18 protein-coding genes are annotated in these 17,919 nt (G+C 32.0%); 16 read left to right on the plus strand and 2 right to left on the minus strand.

Features of this window, described 5'->3' with window-relative positions:
• Positions 1 to 10 precede the first annotated feature (10 nt).
• Complete coding sequence (locus CAN42_RS04435) at positions 11 to 676, minus strand: helix-turn-helix domain-containing protein (protein ID WP_085875691.1); 666 nt, start codon at positions 674 to 676, stop codon at positions 11 to 13.
• A gap of 146 nt (positions 677 to 822) precedes the next feature.
• Here CAN42_RS04435 and CAN42_RS04440 point away from each other — a divergent pair, with 146 nt between their 5' ends.
• From CAN42_RS04440 to CAN42_RS04485, 10 genes are all read left to right on the plus strand, one after another.
• On the plus strand, positions 823 to 1,020 hold the full coding sequence (locus CAN42_RS04440; RefSeq protein WP_085875692.1) for a helix-turn-helix domain-containing protein: 198 nt from the start codon (positions 823 to 825) through the stop codon (positions 1,018 to 1,020).
• 17 nt (positions 1,021 to 1,037) lie between these two features.
• Positions 1,038 to 1,235: a helix-turn-helix domain-containing protein gene (locus CAN42_RS04445; RefSeq protein WP_167627548.1), complete on the plus strand. Its 198-nt coding sequence runs from the start codon at positions 1,038 to 1,040 to the stop codon at positions 1,233 to 1,235.
• A 2-nt stretch (positions 1,236 to 1,237) separates the two neighbouring features.
• A complete protein-coding gene (locus CAN42_RS04450; RefSeq protein WP_085875694.1) occupies positions 1,238 to 1,435 on the plus strand; it encodes a hypothetical protein in 198 nt (65 codons plus the stop codon).
• A gap of 177 nt (positions 1,436 to 1,612) precedes the next feature.
• Complete coding sequence (locus tag CAN42_RS04455; protein WP_085875695.1) at positions 1,613 to 2,365, plus strand: hypothetical protein; 753 nt, start codon at positions 1,613 to 1,615, stop codon at positions 2,363 to 2,365.
• Positions 2,328 to 3,152, plus strand: coding sequence for a DnaA ATPase domain-containing protein (locus CAN42_RS04460; protein ID WP_167627549.1), 825 nt, complete (start codon positions 2,328 to 2,330; stop codon positions 3,150 to 3,152). The genes CAN42_RS04455 and CAN42_RS04460 overlap by 38 nt, the downstream gene beginning before the upstream one ends.
• Before the next feature lie 30 nt (positions 3,153 to 3,182).
• A complete protein-coding gene (locus CAN42_RS04465) occupies positions 3,183 to 3,569 on the plus strand; it encodes a S24/S26 family peptidase (protein ID WP_085875697.1) in 387 nt (128 codons plus the stop codon).
• 540 nt (positions 3,570 to 4,109) lie between these two features.
• Positions 4,110 to 4,541: a hypothetical protein gene (locus tag CAN42_RS04470; RefSeq protein WP_085875698.1), complete on the plus strand. Its 432-nt coding sequence runs from the start codon at positions 4,110 to 4,112 to the stop codon at positions 4,539 to 4,541.
• A gap of 17 nt (positions 4,542 to 4,558) precedes the next feature.
• The gene (locus CAN42_RS04475; protein WP_085875699.1) at positions 4,559 to 5,401 is read left to right on the plus strand and encodes a hypothetical protein; all 843 of its coding nucleotides are present in this window, start codon (positions 4,559 to 4,561) and stop codon (positions 5,399 to 5,401) included.
• A gap of 197 nt (positions 5,402 to 5,598) precedes the next feature.
• Complete coding sequence (locus CAN42_RS04480; RefSeq protein WP_085875700.1) at positions 5,599 to 5,913, plus strand: hypothetical protein; 315 nt, start codon at positions 5,599 to 5,601, stop codon at positions 5,911 to 5,913.
• Entirely contained in the window at positions 5,897 to 6,667 is a 771-nt protein-coding gene (locus CAN42_RS04485) for a sigma-70 family RNA polymerase sigma factor (RefSeq protein WP_085875701.1), read from the plus strand. Before CAN42_RS04480 ends, CAN42_RS04485 begins: the two co-directional genes overlap by 17 nt.
• A gap of 88 nt (positions 6,668 to 6,755) precedes the next feature.
• Here CAN42_RS04485 and guaA read toward each other — a convergent pair whose 3' ends face one another.
• Positions 6,756 to 8,276 (minus strand): glutamine-hydrolyzing GMP synthase, encoded by a 1,521-nt coding sequence (guaA, locus tag CAN42_RS04490; RefSeq protein WP_085875702.1) that lies wholly within the window; start codon positions 8,274 to 8,276, stop codon positions 6,756 to 6,758.
• Positions 8,277 to 8,491: 215 nt separating this feature from the next.
• On the opposite strand from guaA, the gene secA reads away from it, so the two are divergent.
• The 6 genes from secA to CAN42_RS04520 all read left to right on the plus strand — a co-directional run bounded on the left by secA (position 8,492) and on the right by CAN42_RS04520 (position 17,899).
• Complete coding sequence (gene secA / locus CAN42_RS04495; RefSeq protein WP_085875703.1) at positions 8,492 to 11,230, plus strand: preprotein translocase subunit SecA; 2,739 nt, start codon at positions 8,492 to 8,494, stop codon at positions 11,228 to 11,230.
• A gap of 64 nt (positions 11,231 to 11,294) precedes the next feature.
• Positions 11,295 to 12,014: a GntR family transcriptional regulator gene (locus CAN42_RS04500; protein WP_209019199.1), complete on the plus strand. Its 720-nt coding sequence runs from the start codon at positions 11,295 to 11,297 to the stop codon at positions 12,012 to 12,014.
• Positions 12,015 to 12,154: 140 nt separating this feature from the next.
• Positions 12,155 to 13,540 (plus strand): sodium:solute symporter family protein, encoded by a 1,386-nt coding sequence (locus CAN42_RS04505; RefSeq protein ID WP_085875704.1) that lies wholly within the window; start codon positions 12,155 to 12,157, stop codon positions 13,538 to 13,540.
• Positions 13,533 to 15,242, plus strand: a complete 1,710-nt coding sequence (gene ggt / locus CAN42_RS04510; protein ID WP_085875705.1) for a gamma-glutamyltransferase — start codon at positions 13,533 to 13,535, stop codon at positions 15,240 to 15,242. The genes CAN42_RS04505 and ggt overlap by 8 nt, the downstream gene beginning before the upstream one ends.
• Positions 15,243 to 15,572: 330 nt before the next feature.
• Positions 15,573 to 16,667 (plus strand): dipeptide epimerase, encoded by a 1,095-nt coding sequence (locus CAN42_RS04515; protein WP_085875706.1) that lies wholly within the window; start codon positions 15,573 to 15,575, stop codon positions 16,665 to 16,667.
• Between the two features lie 50 nt (positions 16,668 to 16,717).
• On the plus strand, positions 16,718 to 17,899 hold the full coding sequence (locus CAN42_RS04520) for a DUF819 family protein (RefSeq protein ID WP_085875707.1): 1,182 nt from the start codon (positions 16,718 to 16,720) through the stop codon (positions 17,897 to 17,899).
• Positions 17,900 to 17,919 lie beyond the last annotated feature (20 nt).

Genomic DNA, 17,919 nt, shown 5'->3' on the forward strand with positions numbered 1-17,919 from the left:
GTAAATTGCATTAGTTATCTGTAAAACTGTTTAAATCGTTTAATAAATCATTAATAACTCCATTTTCAGGATTGTTATTTGAATTCTCAATAGTTCTATAAAGTCTAATTATTAGATCCTTAGTATTATTTTCAAATAGGTCAATAATATACTTTTTATTACTTGCGTATAAGTGCGTAGAATAATCATAAATTTCAGTATCTTCACCTGAATTATAATCTACACCAAGATCCAAAAACTTTCCTTGAGTTACAAGATAGTAGAATCCTTTATCATAATTATAAATATAACAGTCAATAAGGTTATATTTTTTTTCCACATCTAAAATTGGCTTTACATCATAATCTAAAGAATTATATAGGTCTAGGTTTGTGAAATACTCATTTGGTTCATTTATGAATTCCCAATTAATAGTTTTATTTTCAGTTAATTCTATTAGTTTCTTGATTAGTTTTTCTTGAGGACTCTCTTCTTCATTCCAACCCATCAAATAATTAGAATCTACGTCTAAAGCTTTGGATAATCTTTCTATATTTTTCGTTGATATATTTTGAATCTTATTGTTTTCATATTTTGAAATAACCGAATGAGAAAGTCCGCTTAATTCTGCTAACTCTTGAAGAGTAAGACCTTTTTTTATTCTAATTTCTTTTATTCTTTCACCTGTATCTTTCAAGCTATATCACCTCCACCTAAAAAGATTATATTCTAAGAAAAATTATAATTCAAGAAAAATGTTAAAAAAAGTATTGACAAGTGTTTTTCTTATAATATAATTATATTAAAAGAACATTGTTCTTAAAATAAAAAAGAGGTGAGATAGTGAAACTAAATACTATGGAAGTTAAGGCGTTATTGGTTGAAAATAACTTGAATCAAACTGAGTTAGCTGAAAAATCGGGTCTTTCGAGAATAACAATAACTAGTTTAATGACAGGTAAAAATGGAAGTGCTAAATCATTAAATAAGATTGCTAAAGCTTTGAATGTTCCTGTTAGGCAAATAATAAATATTAATTAATAGTGGGAGGGGTAAAAGTGAAGATTAAAGAATTTGAAGTTAATTTAATATTAGCTGAAAAAAATTTAAGACAGAGTGATCTTGCTGAATTATCAGGAATTTCAAGAGTAACTATTAATAGCGTCTTAAACGGTAAGACCGCAAATTTTAGAACAATTCATGCTATTGCTAAAGCTTTAAATGTTCCTGTTAGGCAAATAATAAGTGAGGTGTAATTATGGCTACATTGGTTAAGGTTGATGTCGTTTCAGATGTTTTATGTATAAGCAAGAATAAGGCCTATCAGGTTATGAGAATGATAAATAAAGAACTTGAAAGAAAAGGCTTTATAACTATCCAGGGGAGAGTTCCATTGGATTATCTCAAAATGAGATTTAATTTAAGTGATGAAGATTTTAGTCAAAGAAGTTGTTAAAGATGTTAGTTAGTGAGTTAGTTATAAATAAAGAAAGACCTACCAGGTTCAAGCAAAGTTCCCCAACTTCTCACCTAGTAGGTTATGACAAGTAACACCATGAAATGGTATTGCTCAGTTTAATTTTAGCATAATTGATTTATTTAAACAAGATAGAGGGGAATATTAGGTGATAATATGGCAAAAAATAAAGGGTGGGTGAGTATTCATAGAAATATTTATGATAATTGGTTATGGAAAAGTAATGAACCTTTTGACATTAGATCGGCATGGATTGATTTGTTGCTAATGGTTAATCATGAAGATAATAAAATTTATCATGATAATCAGCTGATAATGGTTAATAGGGGACAAAAAATAACCAGTTTGTTAGATCTATCTAAAAGATGGAAATGGTCGAGAACAAAAGTAAGAAATTTTTTAAAACAATTAGAAGATGACGAAATGATTTTGCTTGAAATAGTACCACGAAAAAAGACAGTTATAACCATTGTAAATTACAACAAATATCAAGATGACAATACCACTAAAAAGACAACAGAAGAACAACAGAAAGACAACAGAAGAACAACAGAAAGACAACAGAAAGACATAAACAATAATGATGTAATAATGATTAATAATGATGATAAGATAAATTACATTTCAGAAATTAATAACTTAATCAAGAATAAAATATCATCATCAACTTTAGATGATTTTATAAATCGATTTGGAGTTAATAAATTAGATTCATTGATTAATGAAATTAGAGCAAGTAATTATTTGAAAAGCTCCATTAATTTCAATTATCTTAATGATGATTTTGTTAAAAAGGCTATTGGTGGTAAATATAGGACATTCAATGTTAGTAGTATAACGAATTATAACGATTATGATGAGGAGAATATTTATGCAGGAATTGAACCAATTAGGGGATATAAAAAATAATAAATCTGCTTATGAAAAAAAGCCTAAAGTCTATTATGACGATTGGTTTGTTAATGGCAAAAGAACTCTAATGACTTTGACAAATGAGGGCAACAGAAAATGGAATGAGGATCATAAAAAAGAAGAAGATGAGAAATTTTTAAAATATATTGAAAAGTTAAAGCTTGATAGCTTGATGGATAATAAGTTTAAAAAGTGTACTTTTAATAATTTTTACAAAACTAAAGATAATGAGTTTTACTTTAATTTCGGTCAATTCTATTCCAGGAACTTTGAAAAGAACAAGACTGAAAATAACGGCTTGCTAATATATGGGAAGCCTGGTACTGGTAAATCTTTTTTAAGCTTTTGTATAGCTAATTACTTACTTGATAATGGTATCAAAGTTATAGCTTGCTCAATATCAACTATCTTAGAAAAAATTAGAGAATATTCATCTTTCGGAGATAATAAGATGACTGTATTTAATAATGAATTAAAGAAAGCTGATTTATTGATTATTGATGATTTAGGCTCAGAAAATAGCAGTGAATGGGTAAATTCAAAAATTTATGAAGTTATTGATCTAAGATACAGATCAGAAAAGCCTTTGATTGTAACTACTAATCTTGAACCTGATAATTTGAAGAAAAAATTAACCAATAAAGATGGCATTACAAGAACTTATGACAGGATCTTTGAAATATGTAGACCAATCGATATGAACATACAACCTTTAAGAATTATAAAGGGTAGGGAAAAACAAAATTCATTTTTAGAAGATTTAAACAAGCTATATAATATTTAATTGTGTTTGAAAGGATAAATAGGTGTAATTATGAAAAAAATACAAATGGATAAGATACCTCTTATTAAGGCTTATAAAGATATTGAGAAAGAAGATGTTAATATTAGTGATCTAATAGACGCTGATTTAATTGTTCAAGTTAAAGGTTTTAATGATTTTTATGATTTAGCATTTGTTAAAAAGGTTGCTAAGCTTGAAGATGATGATATTGTAGCAGTAATTGAACATAAGGATTTCACTAATTTAGTTGGCCAAGTTGTTAAGAATACTAATATTGTTTTAAGAAGAGTTATAAAAATAGGGGATAATATTCAGCTTAGAGATATACACAATTTATTTAATCATATAGATCTGAAAGAGGATAATAACATAGAGATTTTAGGTAAGGTTACCTATAAATTATGTTATGTTTCTTGATACGAATAAGTAAGGGACTCAGGAAGAGATTACCAATAAAATAACCGCTATAAAAAAAGAACACCTACAGTCAGCCAAACTACAAAAGTTTTAGGGGCCTACCTGGTGTTCTTTTCCTATGGATATCTTTAGTATCCATGCAGTGAATACCTATATTATACCAATGGTTTTATGAAATTTCAATAAATATAAAATAAGTAGATGGCGGTACCCAGCTAAAAGCCTTGTGGGGGCACCGTATCTACTTATAAATATATTATACTAAATAGATTTATTATTTTCAACAAATAGAAAATAAAATCGGTAATAATCGGTAGTTTAAAAATATTTTTATAAAATGTTATGTTTTGTTAAGGTTTAGCATGGTAATAGTATTTATATTTTATTTAGTATTTATTTAAGCGTTTTATTTTATAAGGTTATATTTAGTAACTTTAATTGCATATAGTTTACTAATAGAAAAAGCAATCTAGTTATAGTATAATATAGTTATACATATGTAACTTATGGAAAACACTTTTTATAAAGGAGAATATAAACATGGATGATTTAAAAAATCAAGAAGTGGAACAACAAGAACACTCAACAAATGAGGGAAAAACATTTACTCAAGATGATGTTAATAGAATAGTTGAAAAGCGTTTAAAGAGAGAAAAAGAGAAAAACTCTGATGATTCTATTGATATTTTTGAGGAAAAAGAGAGAAATTTAGATAAGAGAGAGCTTAACCTAGATTGTAGAGAAAAGCTTGCAGAAAATGGACTTAGTCCTGATTTCATAAAGTTTTTTAGAGGGAAATCAAAGGAAGATTTAGATGATTTTGTAAATGAGGTTAGGAATCTAACTGAAAACTTAAATAATGAGTTTGAATCTAAATCAGGTGGGAGATTTAATTCTCATGTACCACCTAATAATACTTCTAGTGATTTTGATCCTGTTAGGGAGGCTTTCAAATATCCTGGATTAAAATAAATAGGAGATGAAAAATAATGAGTATAGATTTAGCTACTAAGTATATACCTTATGTAGATGAACAATTCACAAATGAAAGTAAATTATCCTTGATAACCAACCAAGATTTTGATTTTACTGGTGCTAAAACTGTTAAGGTTTATAAAGTCAACACAAGCCCAATGAATGATTATGATAGGGTTGGAAAAGGAACATTTCAAAATTCTAGATATGGTAATATTTCAAATTTAACTGGATCTACTGAAGAGTTTACTTTATCAAAGGACAGATCTTTTACTTTTGCTATTGATAAATTAGATCGAGATGAAACTGTTCAAGCTTTAACAGGTGCTACTGCTTTGGCTAGACAAATAAGAGAGGTCGTTATTCCTGAAATTGATAAATATGTAATTGGAAAGATTATTGAAAAAGCTGGAATAACAACGGCTGAACCTGTTACTTTGACTAAAGAAAACATATATGAAACCATATTGAAAGCAAATACAGAATTAGACAACTGGGCAATACCTGAAGTCGGAAGATGTTTATTAGTAACACCTGATGTATATTTGCTATTAAAACAAAATAAAGATTTTTTGATGTCAACTGATATAGCACAAGATTTAAAGATTAAAGGTGTTATAGCTACGGTTGACGGGCTAACTGTTATTAAAGTACCTAAAAATATTGTACCTAAAGAATTTGGGTTCTTATTAGTCCACCCATCAGCGACAGTTGCACCAATTAAATTACAAGAATATAGAGTTCATCAAGATCCACCTGGAATTAGTGGTGAATTAGTTGAGGGTAGAATAGCCTATGATGGCTTTGTACTAGAAAATAAGAGTTTTGGTATATATTACAATAAAATAGGGGCTTGATAGCCTATACCTACTTCTTATTCATAACATAATTGATTCATTAATACATTTGTAATGGTGCTAATGTACCGGATTGGAAAAATGTCCAATCATCTACTAACCGAGGTGTTATTTTAAGGATAAATACACTTCGGTTTTTTTATTTGTTTTAACAAGTATAGAAGTTATTATTTTTTAAGTACATAAAGGAGAATAAAATGAGTATTGATAAACTAGAACAATATAGATTCCTAAAGTTAGAAAAACAAGATTTAGCTGAAAATATAGATTATTATGAGAGTTTACTCGATAGACTATATAAAAGGCTTAAAAGATGTAATAACGATATTGAAGAAATTGAGAATTTTATAGTTTCTGAAGATGATGAGATCATAAAACAAATAATAAAAATGAGATTTCTGGATAATAGAAAATGGATTGATGTTTCAATGGCATTAGGAAGCTCTAATGAAAGTTATGCAAGAAATTTATTCAATAGATACTTGAAAAAGAGTAATGAAAGACAACAATGAATTATTTGAAAGGTATTCAAAAAATAAAAGTGATATTGGTTTAAGAAATAAGATAGTATTAAATAATATTAATCTAGTTCCTTATACTATAAATCACTATAATTTATTTATTGATGGTGTCCATGATTATGAAGAGATGTTACAAGATGGTTATATTGCCCTTATAAAGGCTGTTGAAAGCTTTGATTATAGTTTAGGGTTTAAGTTCTCATCTTATGCTATTAAATGTATATTATCACTCACTAGAACCAGGCTTGATTATAATAAAGATTTATCTTTAAATGCACCTATAAATGAGGGTGCTGAAACTGAAATTGAAATTATAGACACTATTAAAGATGAGAGTGTTGATTTTGAAAAAGATATTATAAATGAAAACTTCTATCGTGAAATTAAAAAGAATTTATCTTTTAATCTTAATGATATTGAATTAGAGGTTATTAAAGCAATTTATGGTATAGATCAAGAAGTTAAATCATATAAATATTTATCTTGTATTCTTAAATTGGATATTAATTATTTAAAAAAGATTAAAAAACAAGCTGAAAATAAAATAAGAAGATCTAGTTATTTTAAAAAAATATACAATGAAAGAAATCCTATCTCTTATTATCCTAAGATGATATTTGATAATGATAAATCAAGTCCAACTAATCAAATTAATTCACCAGTTGAAAGAATAGTTTTAGAAAAGCAAAAACAAGAAAAACAATTATTGAAGAAAACATTGAAGCATATAAAAAGCACCTTTTGAATTAAGGTGCTTTAATTATTATTGTTACGATATTGTTACACTTAGATTTTAGATTGGCTTATTTAAGCTATTTATAATCTATTTTTAATTACTCCCATTCAATAGTTGCTGGGGGTTTTGATGTTATGTCGTAGACAATTCTATTGATGTGGTCCACTTCGTTTACTATTCTTGTTGACACCTTATCTAAGATTTCCCATGGGATTCTTGAGAAGTCAGCTGTCATGAAGTCTGTTGTTGATACTGCACGAAGGGCTAGTGTGTAGTCGTAGGTTCTAAAGTCGCCCATTACTCCTACTGTTCTGTTGTTTGTTAGGACTGCGAAGTATTGGTTGATGTCTTTTAGTTTTGCTTTTTCTAATTCGTCTCTAAAGATTTTGTCTGCGTCACGAAGTATGTCGAGTTTTTCTTTTGTGATTTCGCCCATTACTCTTATGGCTAGTCCTGGTCCTGGGAAGGGTTGTCTGTCTACTAGGTAGTCTGCGAGTCCTAGCTCTCTTCCAAGGTCACGTACTTCGTCTTTAAATAGCATGCGGAGTGGTTCGATGATTTCTTTGAAGTCCACGAAGTCAGGTAGTCCGCCAACGTTGTGGTGGGATTTTATTACTGCTGAGTCGCCTAGTCCTGATTCAATTACGTCTGGGTAAATTGTTCCTTGTGCTAGGAAGTCTACTGCTTTTATTTTTTGTCCTTCTTCTTCAAAGACTCTTATGAATTCTTCGCCGATGATTTTTCTTTTTCTTTCTGGGTCTGTTACTCCTGCTAGTTTATTTAAAAATCTTTCTTCTGCGTCTACTCTTATGAAGTGCATGCCTGAGTCTTTAAAGGCTTCTTCTACTTCGTCACCTTCGTTCTTTCTCATTAGGCCGTGGTCTACGAAGATGCATGTTAGCTTTTCGCCAACTGCTTTTGATAGTAGGGCTGCTGTTACTGATGAGTCAACTCCACCTGATAGGGCAAGGAGGACTTTCCCGTCGCCAACTTTTTCTTTTATTTCTTTAATGGATTTTTTTGCATAGTTTTCCATTGTCCAATCTTTTTTTGCTCCGCAGATTTTTACTGCAAAGTTTTCTAACATTTCTTTGCCGTGGACTGAGTGGTTTACTTCTGGATGGAATTGTAGGGCATAAAGTTTTTTGTCTACATTTGCCATGCCTGCGATTGGACAGTTTTTGCTCTTTGCTATTACTTCAAAGTCTTCTGGAACTTGGCTCACTCTATCTACGTGACTCATCCAAACTGTTTCTTCTTTTGATAGGTTTTCAAAGATAAGTGATTCTTTTGTTTCGATTTCTGTTTTTCCAAATTCTCTTTCATTTGGTGCTTTTATTACTTCACCACCAAGTGTGTGTGCCATTATTTGCATTCCGTAGCAAAGTCCAAGGACTGGTATGCCTTTGTCGAAGATTTCTTTTTCTATTTGTGGTGCGCCTTCTTCATAGACTGAGTTAGGTCCACCTGTAAATATTATTCCTTCTACATTGTTTCTATTTTCTAATTCTTTTAAGGCCTTGTTGTATGGTACAACTTCGCAGTAAATATTTAGATCTCTTATTCGTCTTGCTATTAACTGGTTGTATTGGCCGCCAAAGTCAACTACTAGTATCATATTTACCTCCTCTTCATTTAGTCCATTTTATAATAAATTTTTAATTTTGTATAGTTTCAGCTAAAGAGATTAGATTTAAATTAAGTAATTAGCCTATTTATATTGACATTGAATATTAGTAACTCTATAATTTATAGAGATATATTGAACGGGATTTTATTGTAAAATATGCCATTTAATGATAGAATAATACGTCAAGTAAAAGGAGTGGTAAAATGGGTTTAATGGAAAAGATTTTTGGTACCTACAGTGATAGGGAACTGAAAAAAATCGAGCCCCTTGTAAATAAAGTTATGAGTCTTGAAGGCGAGATGGAAAAACTTTCTGATACTGAGCTTAAAGACAAAACTGAAGAATTTAAAAATAGAATTAAGAATGGTGAAACAACTGATGACTTACTTCCAGAAGCTTTTGCTGTTGTAAGAGAAGCTGCTTGGAGAGTCCTAGGTATGAAGCACTTTAGGGTTCAAGTTATTGGTGGTGTTGTTCTTCACCAAGGTAGAATCGCTGAAATGAAAACTGGTGAAGGTAAGACACTTGTTGCTACACTACCAGCTTACTTAAATGCCCTTGAAGGCAAGGGTACTCACATTGTTACTGTCAACGACTACTTAGCTAGCCGTGATAGGGACTGGATGGGTAAGGTCTATGAATTCCTAGGTCTTAGTGTTGGATGTATTATCCACGATATGGATCAAAAGGAAAGACAAGTAGCTTATAATGCTGATATCACTTATGGTACTAACAACGAATTTGGTTTCGACTACCTAAGAGATAACATGGTTATATATAAGGAAGAAATGGTTCAAAGAGGACTTCACTTCTGTATCGTCGACGAAGTTGACTCTATTTTAATTGATGAAGCGAGAACACCTCTTATTATTTCTGGTCAAGGCGATGAATCTATTGACTTATATGTTAGAGCTAGAGATTTTGTCAATACTCTTAGTCACAGAATTAAATCTCAAGATGAAATTGATCTTGAAAGATTTAACAGGGAATTCGAAGAAGAAACTGTTGACTATGTAATTGATGAAAAAGATAAGACTGCAACTCTTACTGATAAGGGTATTACTAAGGCTGAAAAGTATTTTGGTATTGAAAACTTATCTGATGCAGCAAATATGGAATTATCTCACCACATTAACCAAGCTCTTAAGGCAGCTGGTACAATGCACAGAGACATTGACTATGTTGTAAAAGATGGCGAAGTTATTATTGTCGATGAATTTACAGGCCGTCTAATGTACGGTAGAAGATACTCTGAAGGTCTACACCAAGCTATTGAAGCAAAAGAAGGACTAGAAGTAAGAGCTGAATCAAAGACTCTTGCAACAATTACCTTCCAAAATTACTTCAGAATGTATGACAAGCTTTCTGGTATGACAGGTACTGCCATGACAGAAGAAGGCGAATTCAGAGATATTTATAATATTGACGTTGTTGAAATCCCAACAAATAAACCTGTACAAAGGGAAGACGACAATGACCACATCTATATTAATGAAGATGCAAAATTCAAGGCAGTTACAAGAGAAATTGCGCAAGCACATGAAAAGGGACAACCAGTCCTAGTTGGTACTGTATCAATTGACAAGTCTGAAAAACTTTCTAAATATTTAAAACATGCAGGCATTAAGCACAACGTCTTAAACGCTAAAAATCACGAACAAGAATCTGAAATAGTTGCCCAAGCAGGTCGTTTTGGTCAAGTTACTATTGCCACAAATATGGCTGGTCGTGGTACCGATATTGTACTTGGTGGTAACCCAGAATATCTTGCTAAGAAGGAACTAAAGAAACAAGGTATGGAAGATGAAATGCTTGAATATGCAGATTCATACTTCAAGACAGATAATTCGGAAATCTTAAAGGCAAGAGAAGACTATCAAGCTCTTGTTAAAAAATTCAAAGTTGAAACAGACAAGGAAGCCGAAGAAGTTAAAAAAGTTGGCGGACTTAGAATAATTGGTACAGAAAGACACGAATCGAGACGTATCGATAACCAATTACGTGGTCGTTCAGGACGTCAAGGGGACCCAGGTTCTTCAAGATTTTATATTTCTGCTGATGATGACTTAATCAGACTATTCGCAGGAGACAGATTTAAGGATACAATGCTTAAACTTGATCCAGCAGAAGATGAACCAATTGAACACAAAATTCTTACAAGATTAATTGAATCAGCTCAAAGAAAAGTAGAAGGCAACAACTTTAGTATTCGTAAGAACGTCCTAAAATATGATGACGTTATGAATAAGCAAAGAGAAGTAATCTACGCAGAAAGAAGAAGAGTTCTTGAAGGTGAAAACCTAAGAGATGACATCATAGCAATGAGAAATGATGTAATCGACAAGGCCATTGACTTCTACAATAAGCTAGATGACAACAACAAGAACTATCTTGACTTTGAAGCAATAAGAAACTTCGGTGTAGCTACATTTGACTTTGAAGAAGACTTCTTAAAGAAGCTTGAAAATCCAACAGTAGATTCACTAAAGGCTTACTTCAAAGAACTTGCTGATGCAAAATATCTTGAAAAAGAAGAAGAATTCGGCGAAGAAAAATTCAGAGAAATCGAAAGAGTTGCCCTTCTTCAAAATGTTGACCAAAAGTGGATGGACCACATCGACGCAATGGATCAATTAAGAAAGGGAATTGGACTTCGTGCAGTTGGGCAAACTGACCCAGTAAGAGCCTACGCAGAAGAAGGCTTTGATATGTTCGAAGCAATGAATGAATCAATAAAAGAAGATACAGTTAAGATGCTTTACCACGTAGTTAATCCTGAAAGAGTACAAAGAGTTAGGGTGGCAAAGGAAGTTGAAACTGTAAATCCAGATGACGGAAAACAAAAACCTTTCGTTAGAAAAGAAAAAAAGGTTGGAAGAAATGATCCATGTCCATGCGGAAGTGGAAAAAAATATAAAAACTGTCACGGAAAATTTGAATAAGATATAATTAAAGTGACCTAAAATGTTTTAGGTCACTTTAATTATAAGATACATATAATAATTATTGAAAAGAGGTGGTACTATTAATAAGTATTTAGTAGATTCAGAAAAATTTGATGAAATGACTTTCAAAGAAAAAGCCTACGTATTAATAAAAAATGCAATTATGTTTAATAAGTTTAGAGTAGAAGGCATATACTCGCAAGATGATATTTGTGATGAAATAAAAATTAGTAAAACGCCTGTCAGGGAAGCCTTGCTACAGTTACAAAATGAAGGATTCGTAAAAATACTAAGGGGTAAAGGAGTACAAATAGTACCAGTTAACCATGGAAGGGCAAAAGATATTATTGAAACAAGATTATTATTAGAAGTAAATAATGCATATTTTGCTGCATCTGTATTAGACGAAACTAGCAAGAATGAGATAAAAATCTGTCTTGATGACCTTGAAAATTTTCTTGTATCAAAAGATAGTAACTATTTGTATGTAATAGACCATGCTTTTCATAAATCTATAGCTAAGGCGACACAAAATAAGATTTTCTATAAACAAACTTGTTTAATTTTAGACAACTATTTAAGATTTGAAAATAAAAATGTATATAACAATCTAATTGATGGAAAAAAAGTTTTTGAAGAACATCGTTTAATAGCTGAAGCAATATTTAATAGAGATTCAAAGAATGCAAGTAAAAATATGGAAGCACACTTAATAAAGTCATACAATAGGACTCTAAAGGAAATATGGGAAAAAAGCATATTATTTAATAAAAAAAATTAATGATTTAATGAATAAGGATGGACTCCCTACCACAAAATAGCGGTAGGGAGTTTTTTGTGATAAAGTGTTGACAAATATAGAAGGGGAACCTATAATAAGAAATATATTACGTAATATATTTCTTATTATAGGAGGTTAATATGATTATTTTAACGTGGATAATAACATTCTCTATTGTTGTTGGTTTAGGTATTTATTCTGGGAAATCCATAAAATCAGCAAATCAATGGACAGGTGGAGACAAGTCTATGGGAGCTATTTCTATAGGATGTATTTTTGCTGCATGGCAAATTGGTGGAATGGCTATTGTTGGTGCGGCTCAAAATGGTTATAACTTAGGAATATCAGGAGCTTGGTATTCTATTGCTGGTTCATTTTATTTTATAGCACTCGCGTTTTTTGCAAAGACTATACGAACTAAGATGCCAGGAGAATCAGTTCCTTCTTATCTACAAACTAGATTTGACAAAAAGACCGCTAAATTATATTCAATTGCATGGATAATATACGGATTTTTCTATATTCCAATTCAATTAAAAACAGTATCAAGTATCATTTCAATAGTAATACCAAATGTAAATCTAACGATTGCAATGATTATTGGATTAACACTAGCTGTATTATACACTAGTTTTTCAGGTATGAGGGGAGCAGATACTGTTGGAAGAATAGTTTGTATTGGAATTTACATATTATTAATAATATTTGTATTTACAAACTTAAAAAGATTTGAAGGATATGGAGGTTTATTAACCGAGTTACCATCTGAATACAGCAGTATGACAAATATGCCTATACAAAGAATTATAGCATGGATTTTTGGAGGATGTATATCAACAGCTGTTATGCAATCTGTATTACAACCATTATTAGCAGCAAAGAATCCGGAGGCGGCTCAAAAGGGATCTGTAATAGGATACTTAATAGCAGCGCCAATATGTTTCTTTACAGCACTATGTGGAATGATGGCGAAAGCTTCTGGAGCTAGCTTAGGCGATGGATCCACTGCTTTTGCATATTCTATTGATTTATTTAGTTCACCGTTATTTGCAGGTATTATATTTGCATTTACAACATTAATTATTTCAGCAACTATGGCAACAATGATGCTTGCAACGGGCACAATCATAACGAATATATATAAAACAGATATAAATCCAAATGCTAGTGATGATAAAATTTTAAAAACATCTAAGATAGTAACTTTTATATTCGCTTATCTAACTTTAATACCAGCTTTTTTAATACCTAGTGATTCACTAACAAATTTATTTTTGACTTTACAACACGTCGCAGCGGCACCTGTAAGTTTTTCAATTATAGTTGGTTTAACATGGCACAAGGCAACAAAGCAAGGTGCATTTTGGAGTATGTTACTAGGAATTATTGTAGGAATTTCATGGATGCTTCTTGGGCTTACTGATAAGGTCGAAGCTATTTATCCAGTTTTCCTAACAACATATTTAGTTGGTTTTATTGTTTCTAAATTGACATATAAAGAGGGGATTGAATATATAAATGAATAGAAAGAGTTATTTATGGCCTACTTATTGGGAGAGACCTTATGCAAAGGGTGATAATGGGGCAGTAAGTTCAAACAGTTATTACGCTACGAAGACAGGCCTTGAAATATTAAAAAAAGGTGGAAATGCTTTTGATGCTTCAATTGCTGTTAGTTTAGTTTTAGCGGTAGTAGAACCACATCATTCAGGAATCGGTGGAGGAGCATTTAGTTTACTTTATTCAAAAGAACATGATGAATTATTTGCTATAGACGCTAGAGGAATAGCTCCAGAAAAAGCAACAAAAGATCTATTTATTAAAAATGGAGAAGTTTGGAATGAGTGGAAAGATAATAGTGGAAAATCTGTTACTGTTCCAGGTTTAATAAAATCTATTGCATACGTATATGAAAATTTTGCTAGCCTAGATATTAAAGATCTTATAAAACCAGCTTATGATTACGCAGAATATGGTTTTAAAACTAGCTTCACTGAATCAATAACAATTAAAGATGAATCAGTTAAGAGAAAAATAGAACTATCTAAAGATTTTAGAGATTTATTTCTGAAAGATGCAGATAAGGGATATGAGTTTGGTGAAGTTCAATATAACAAAAAAATTGCAACGCTTTTAAAAATACTTTCTGAAAAAGGATTCGAAGAATTTTATAAGGGAGACATTGCAGATAAAATTGTTGAGGCTATAAATACAAGAGAAGGGTGTTTTGTAAAAGAAGATTTATCCAATTATGATGTAAAGATAAGAGATGTTGTAGCTACTAATTATAAGGGATACGAAGTTAAATCGTTTGGGTTACCTTCGAGTGGTAGTACTGTAGTTGAAATTCTAAATATTTTAGACAATTTTGATTTAAAATCTATGGGTCATAATTCAAGTGAAAGCATCCACCATATAGCAGAAGCTATGAAGCTTGGATTTTCTGATAGATCCACTCTTATGGCAGATCCTGATTTCTTCAAGACAGATGTAGAAAAATTGATAGATCCTGAATATGCAAAGATGTTGGCTAAATCAATAAAAGAACATTCACAGAATTTTACAAAGAATTTAGCGGATAATTATACAGAAAATCATAATGGAAATACATCTCATTTCTCCATAATTGACAAATGTGGGAATTGTGTTTCACAAACTCAAACAATAAGAGATTGGTATGGGAGTGGAATTATTGTTAAAGATTATGGATTTACTTTAAATAATAATATGAGTGATTTTTCTGCAAGTGTTGGAGAAAAAACAAGCCAAGGGCTGGAATATGGTGAAGCTAATGCTGTTGAACCATTTAAGACTCCAATATCTAGTATGTCACCAGTAATTGTTTTTAAAAATGAAAATCCATTTTTGGTTATAGGTGCCGCTGGTGGACCTAGAATAATAACAGGGATAGTTCAGGGTATAGTAAATGCTATAGAGTACGATATGAACCCAGAGCAACTTGTAAGTTTTCCTTTCATAACTTGCCTAAGTGAGGAACAAGGACTAGAACTTGAGTATGGAATTTCAAGAGACACAATTAATAGGCTAGTAGAAAAAGGTCATGAAATAAAATCTGTTTCGGTTAAAAATTTGATGAGCTCAATGTTAAATAGTGTAATGGTTAAAGATGATGTCTATTATAGTGCCTCCACTAAGAGAGTTGACGGTTGCGGTGGATGTCTATGTGAAAATGGATCAATTATCTATGAAGGAATAAGTCATAATTAGTTAGAAAACTCTGGTAGAGTGATGTGTACCCATAAAACTGGACACAATATTCAATTAATTATTAGTGGATGCTAACCTATATTTTGTAGGTGGCATCCATTTTGTTTTTGATTAATTTTTTTAAACTTCAACACTTTAGTATATTGACAAAATTTAAGAAAAATAGTAAAATGTTTTCACAAATATATATTAACTGCTTCATTTTGCATGAGCTATTACAGTAGATCAAAAAGCTTTATGAGACCCAGTAAATAAACTAGTTTTATTTTGCTGGGTTTTTTATATTGTTTTTTAGTTTTGTTATTTGAAGTTAGGAGAAGGAGGTAAAAAATGAAAATTACAGATGTAAAATTAGGAATTTTATCTGTTCCCTTGAGGGTGCCCTTCAAGACAGCCTTGAGGTCCGTTGACAGCGTAGAAGACATAATAGTGGAAATCCACACTGACACAGGTCATATTGGTTATGGTGAAGCACCACCAACAGGAGCAGTGACAGGGGAGACACAATACTCCATAATAGGAGCCTTCAAAGACCACATAATAAAAACAATTGTTGGTAGAGATGTAGACGATTTTGAAAACCTAATGATGGCTCTAAACTCATGCATAGTTAAGAACACAAGTGCAAAGGCTGCTTGTGACATGGCCCTTTGGGACCTTTATGGACAACTTCATAAAATTCCTGTCCACAAACTAATGGGAGGCTCAAGGAAGAAAATCACTACGGACATAACAATATCTGTTAATGATCCAGAAGAAATGGCAAGAGATGCTATAGACGCTGTAAAGAGAAAGTATGACACCTTAAAAGTAAAAGTTGGAATTGACCCCAGCCTAGACGTAGCAAGACTTGATGCTATAAGAAAGGCAGTTGGACCAGATGTTAGGATTAGGATTGATGCTAACCAAGCTTGGAAGCCAAAGGAAGCAGTAAGGATACTTGACTCTATGCAAGAAAAACTACTTGATATAGAGTTAGTAGAACAACCTGTAAAAGCTCATGACTATGAAGGTCTAAAATATGTAACAGACCACTCAGTAGTCCCAGTCCTTGCAGATGAAAGTGTATTCTCGGCAGAAGATGCTATGACAATTTTAAATATGAAGGCAGCAGACCTAATCAATATAAAATTAATGAAGTGCGGCGGCCTTTACAATGCCTTAAAGATTACAAGTATGGCAGAACTTTGTGGAGTTGAATGTATGATTGGCTGCATGCTAGAAGCAAAAATATCAGTAAACGCAGCAGTCCACCTAGCTTGTGCAAAACAAGTCATCACAAAAATAGACCTAGATGGACCAGTCCTATGTTCCGAAGACCCAATAGAAGGTGGAGCAGTATTCAATGAGAAAGAAGTAACAGTAACAGACGACTATGGACTAGGGATAAAATCAGTTAGAGGAATAAAATACCTAGACATATAAAAAGAAATCATAAGATATTAAAATTAAAAAATAAAATAAAGGAGTAAATTATGGTTATCACAAATGGATTTACTTATATAGCATTCTTAATGTTTATAGCAGGAGCACTACTTGCCCTAGAAAAATATACAAAATGGAAAGTCTTTAACCTTGTACCACCACTAGTATTCATATATGTATTAAATATGGTCTTCTGTACTATGGGTTTATACGCATCAGATGCTTGCTCAGATACATATTCAGCCCTAAAGAACAACCTACTCTACGCAATGATCTTTGTAATGTTACTACGTTGTGACTTTAAAAAACTTGCAAAACTAGGTGGAAGAATGGTAGCAATCTTCCTAGGATGTTCATTAACATTATTCATAGGATTCCTAATCGGATATCCATTATTCAAACATGCCCTAGGAACGGATACATGGGCAGCAGTAGCAGCCCTATTCGCATCATGGGTAGGAGGATCAGCAAATATGGCAGCGATGCAAGCAGCTCTACCAGTAGATGCAGGAGCCTACTCATGTGCCCTAGCACTTGATACAGTTTGTTACTCTCTATGGATAGCATTACTATTATTAGCAGTTAGGTATGCACCAAAGTGGAACAAAGCAACAAAAGCAGACACATCAAAACTTCAAGCAGTAGCAGATGCTGCAGCAGCAGAAGTTGCAAAAGAAAAAAGGAGTGCAGACTCATCAGATTGGATTTTCTTAATCGGTTTATCATTAATAGTATCAGCATTATCACAATTTGTCGGAGCAAAACTATCAGAAACTTTAACAAATGCTGGCTTAGCAGTATTTGATAAGGGAACAATAACAACCCTATTCGTTACAGTGCTTGGACTAATCTGTGCCTTAACAAAAATTGGGAAACTTCCAGCAGTGGAAGAACTATCCAACGTATACCTATACGCAGTAGTGTCCCTACTAGCATCAACTGCATCAGTAGTAGATTTAATCTCTGCACCAATGTGGGTTGTATATGGAGTATTTATCCTAGTAGTTCATGTAGTATTAATGTACCTACTATCAAAAATCTTCCACTGGGATCTTTGCATGGTATCAACAGCATCCCTTGCAAACATAGGTGGATCAGCATCAGCTCCAATAGTAGCCAGTGCCTATGACGCATCCTATGCAGGTATAGGAGTATTAATGGGAGTATTAGGAGCAGCAGTTGGTAATTTCTTTGGTATTGGAATGGGACAAATCCTAAAGCTATTGAGCTAGAACTTATAGAAAAGAAAGTA

Origin of the sequence: Peptoniphilus vaginalis, from assembly GCF_900176605.1 — a bacterium.
GTDB lineage: Bacteria > Bacillota > Clostridia > Tissierellales > Peptoniphilaceae > Peptoniphilus_A > Peptoniphilus_A vaginalis.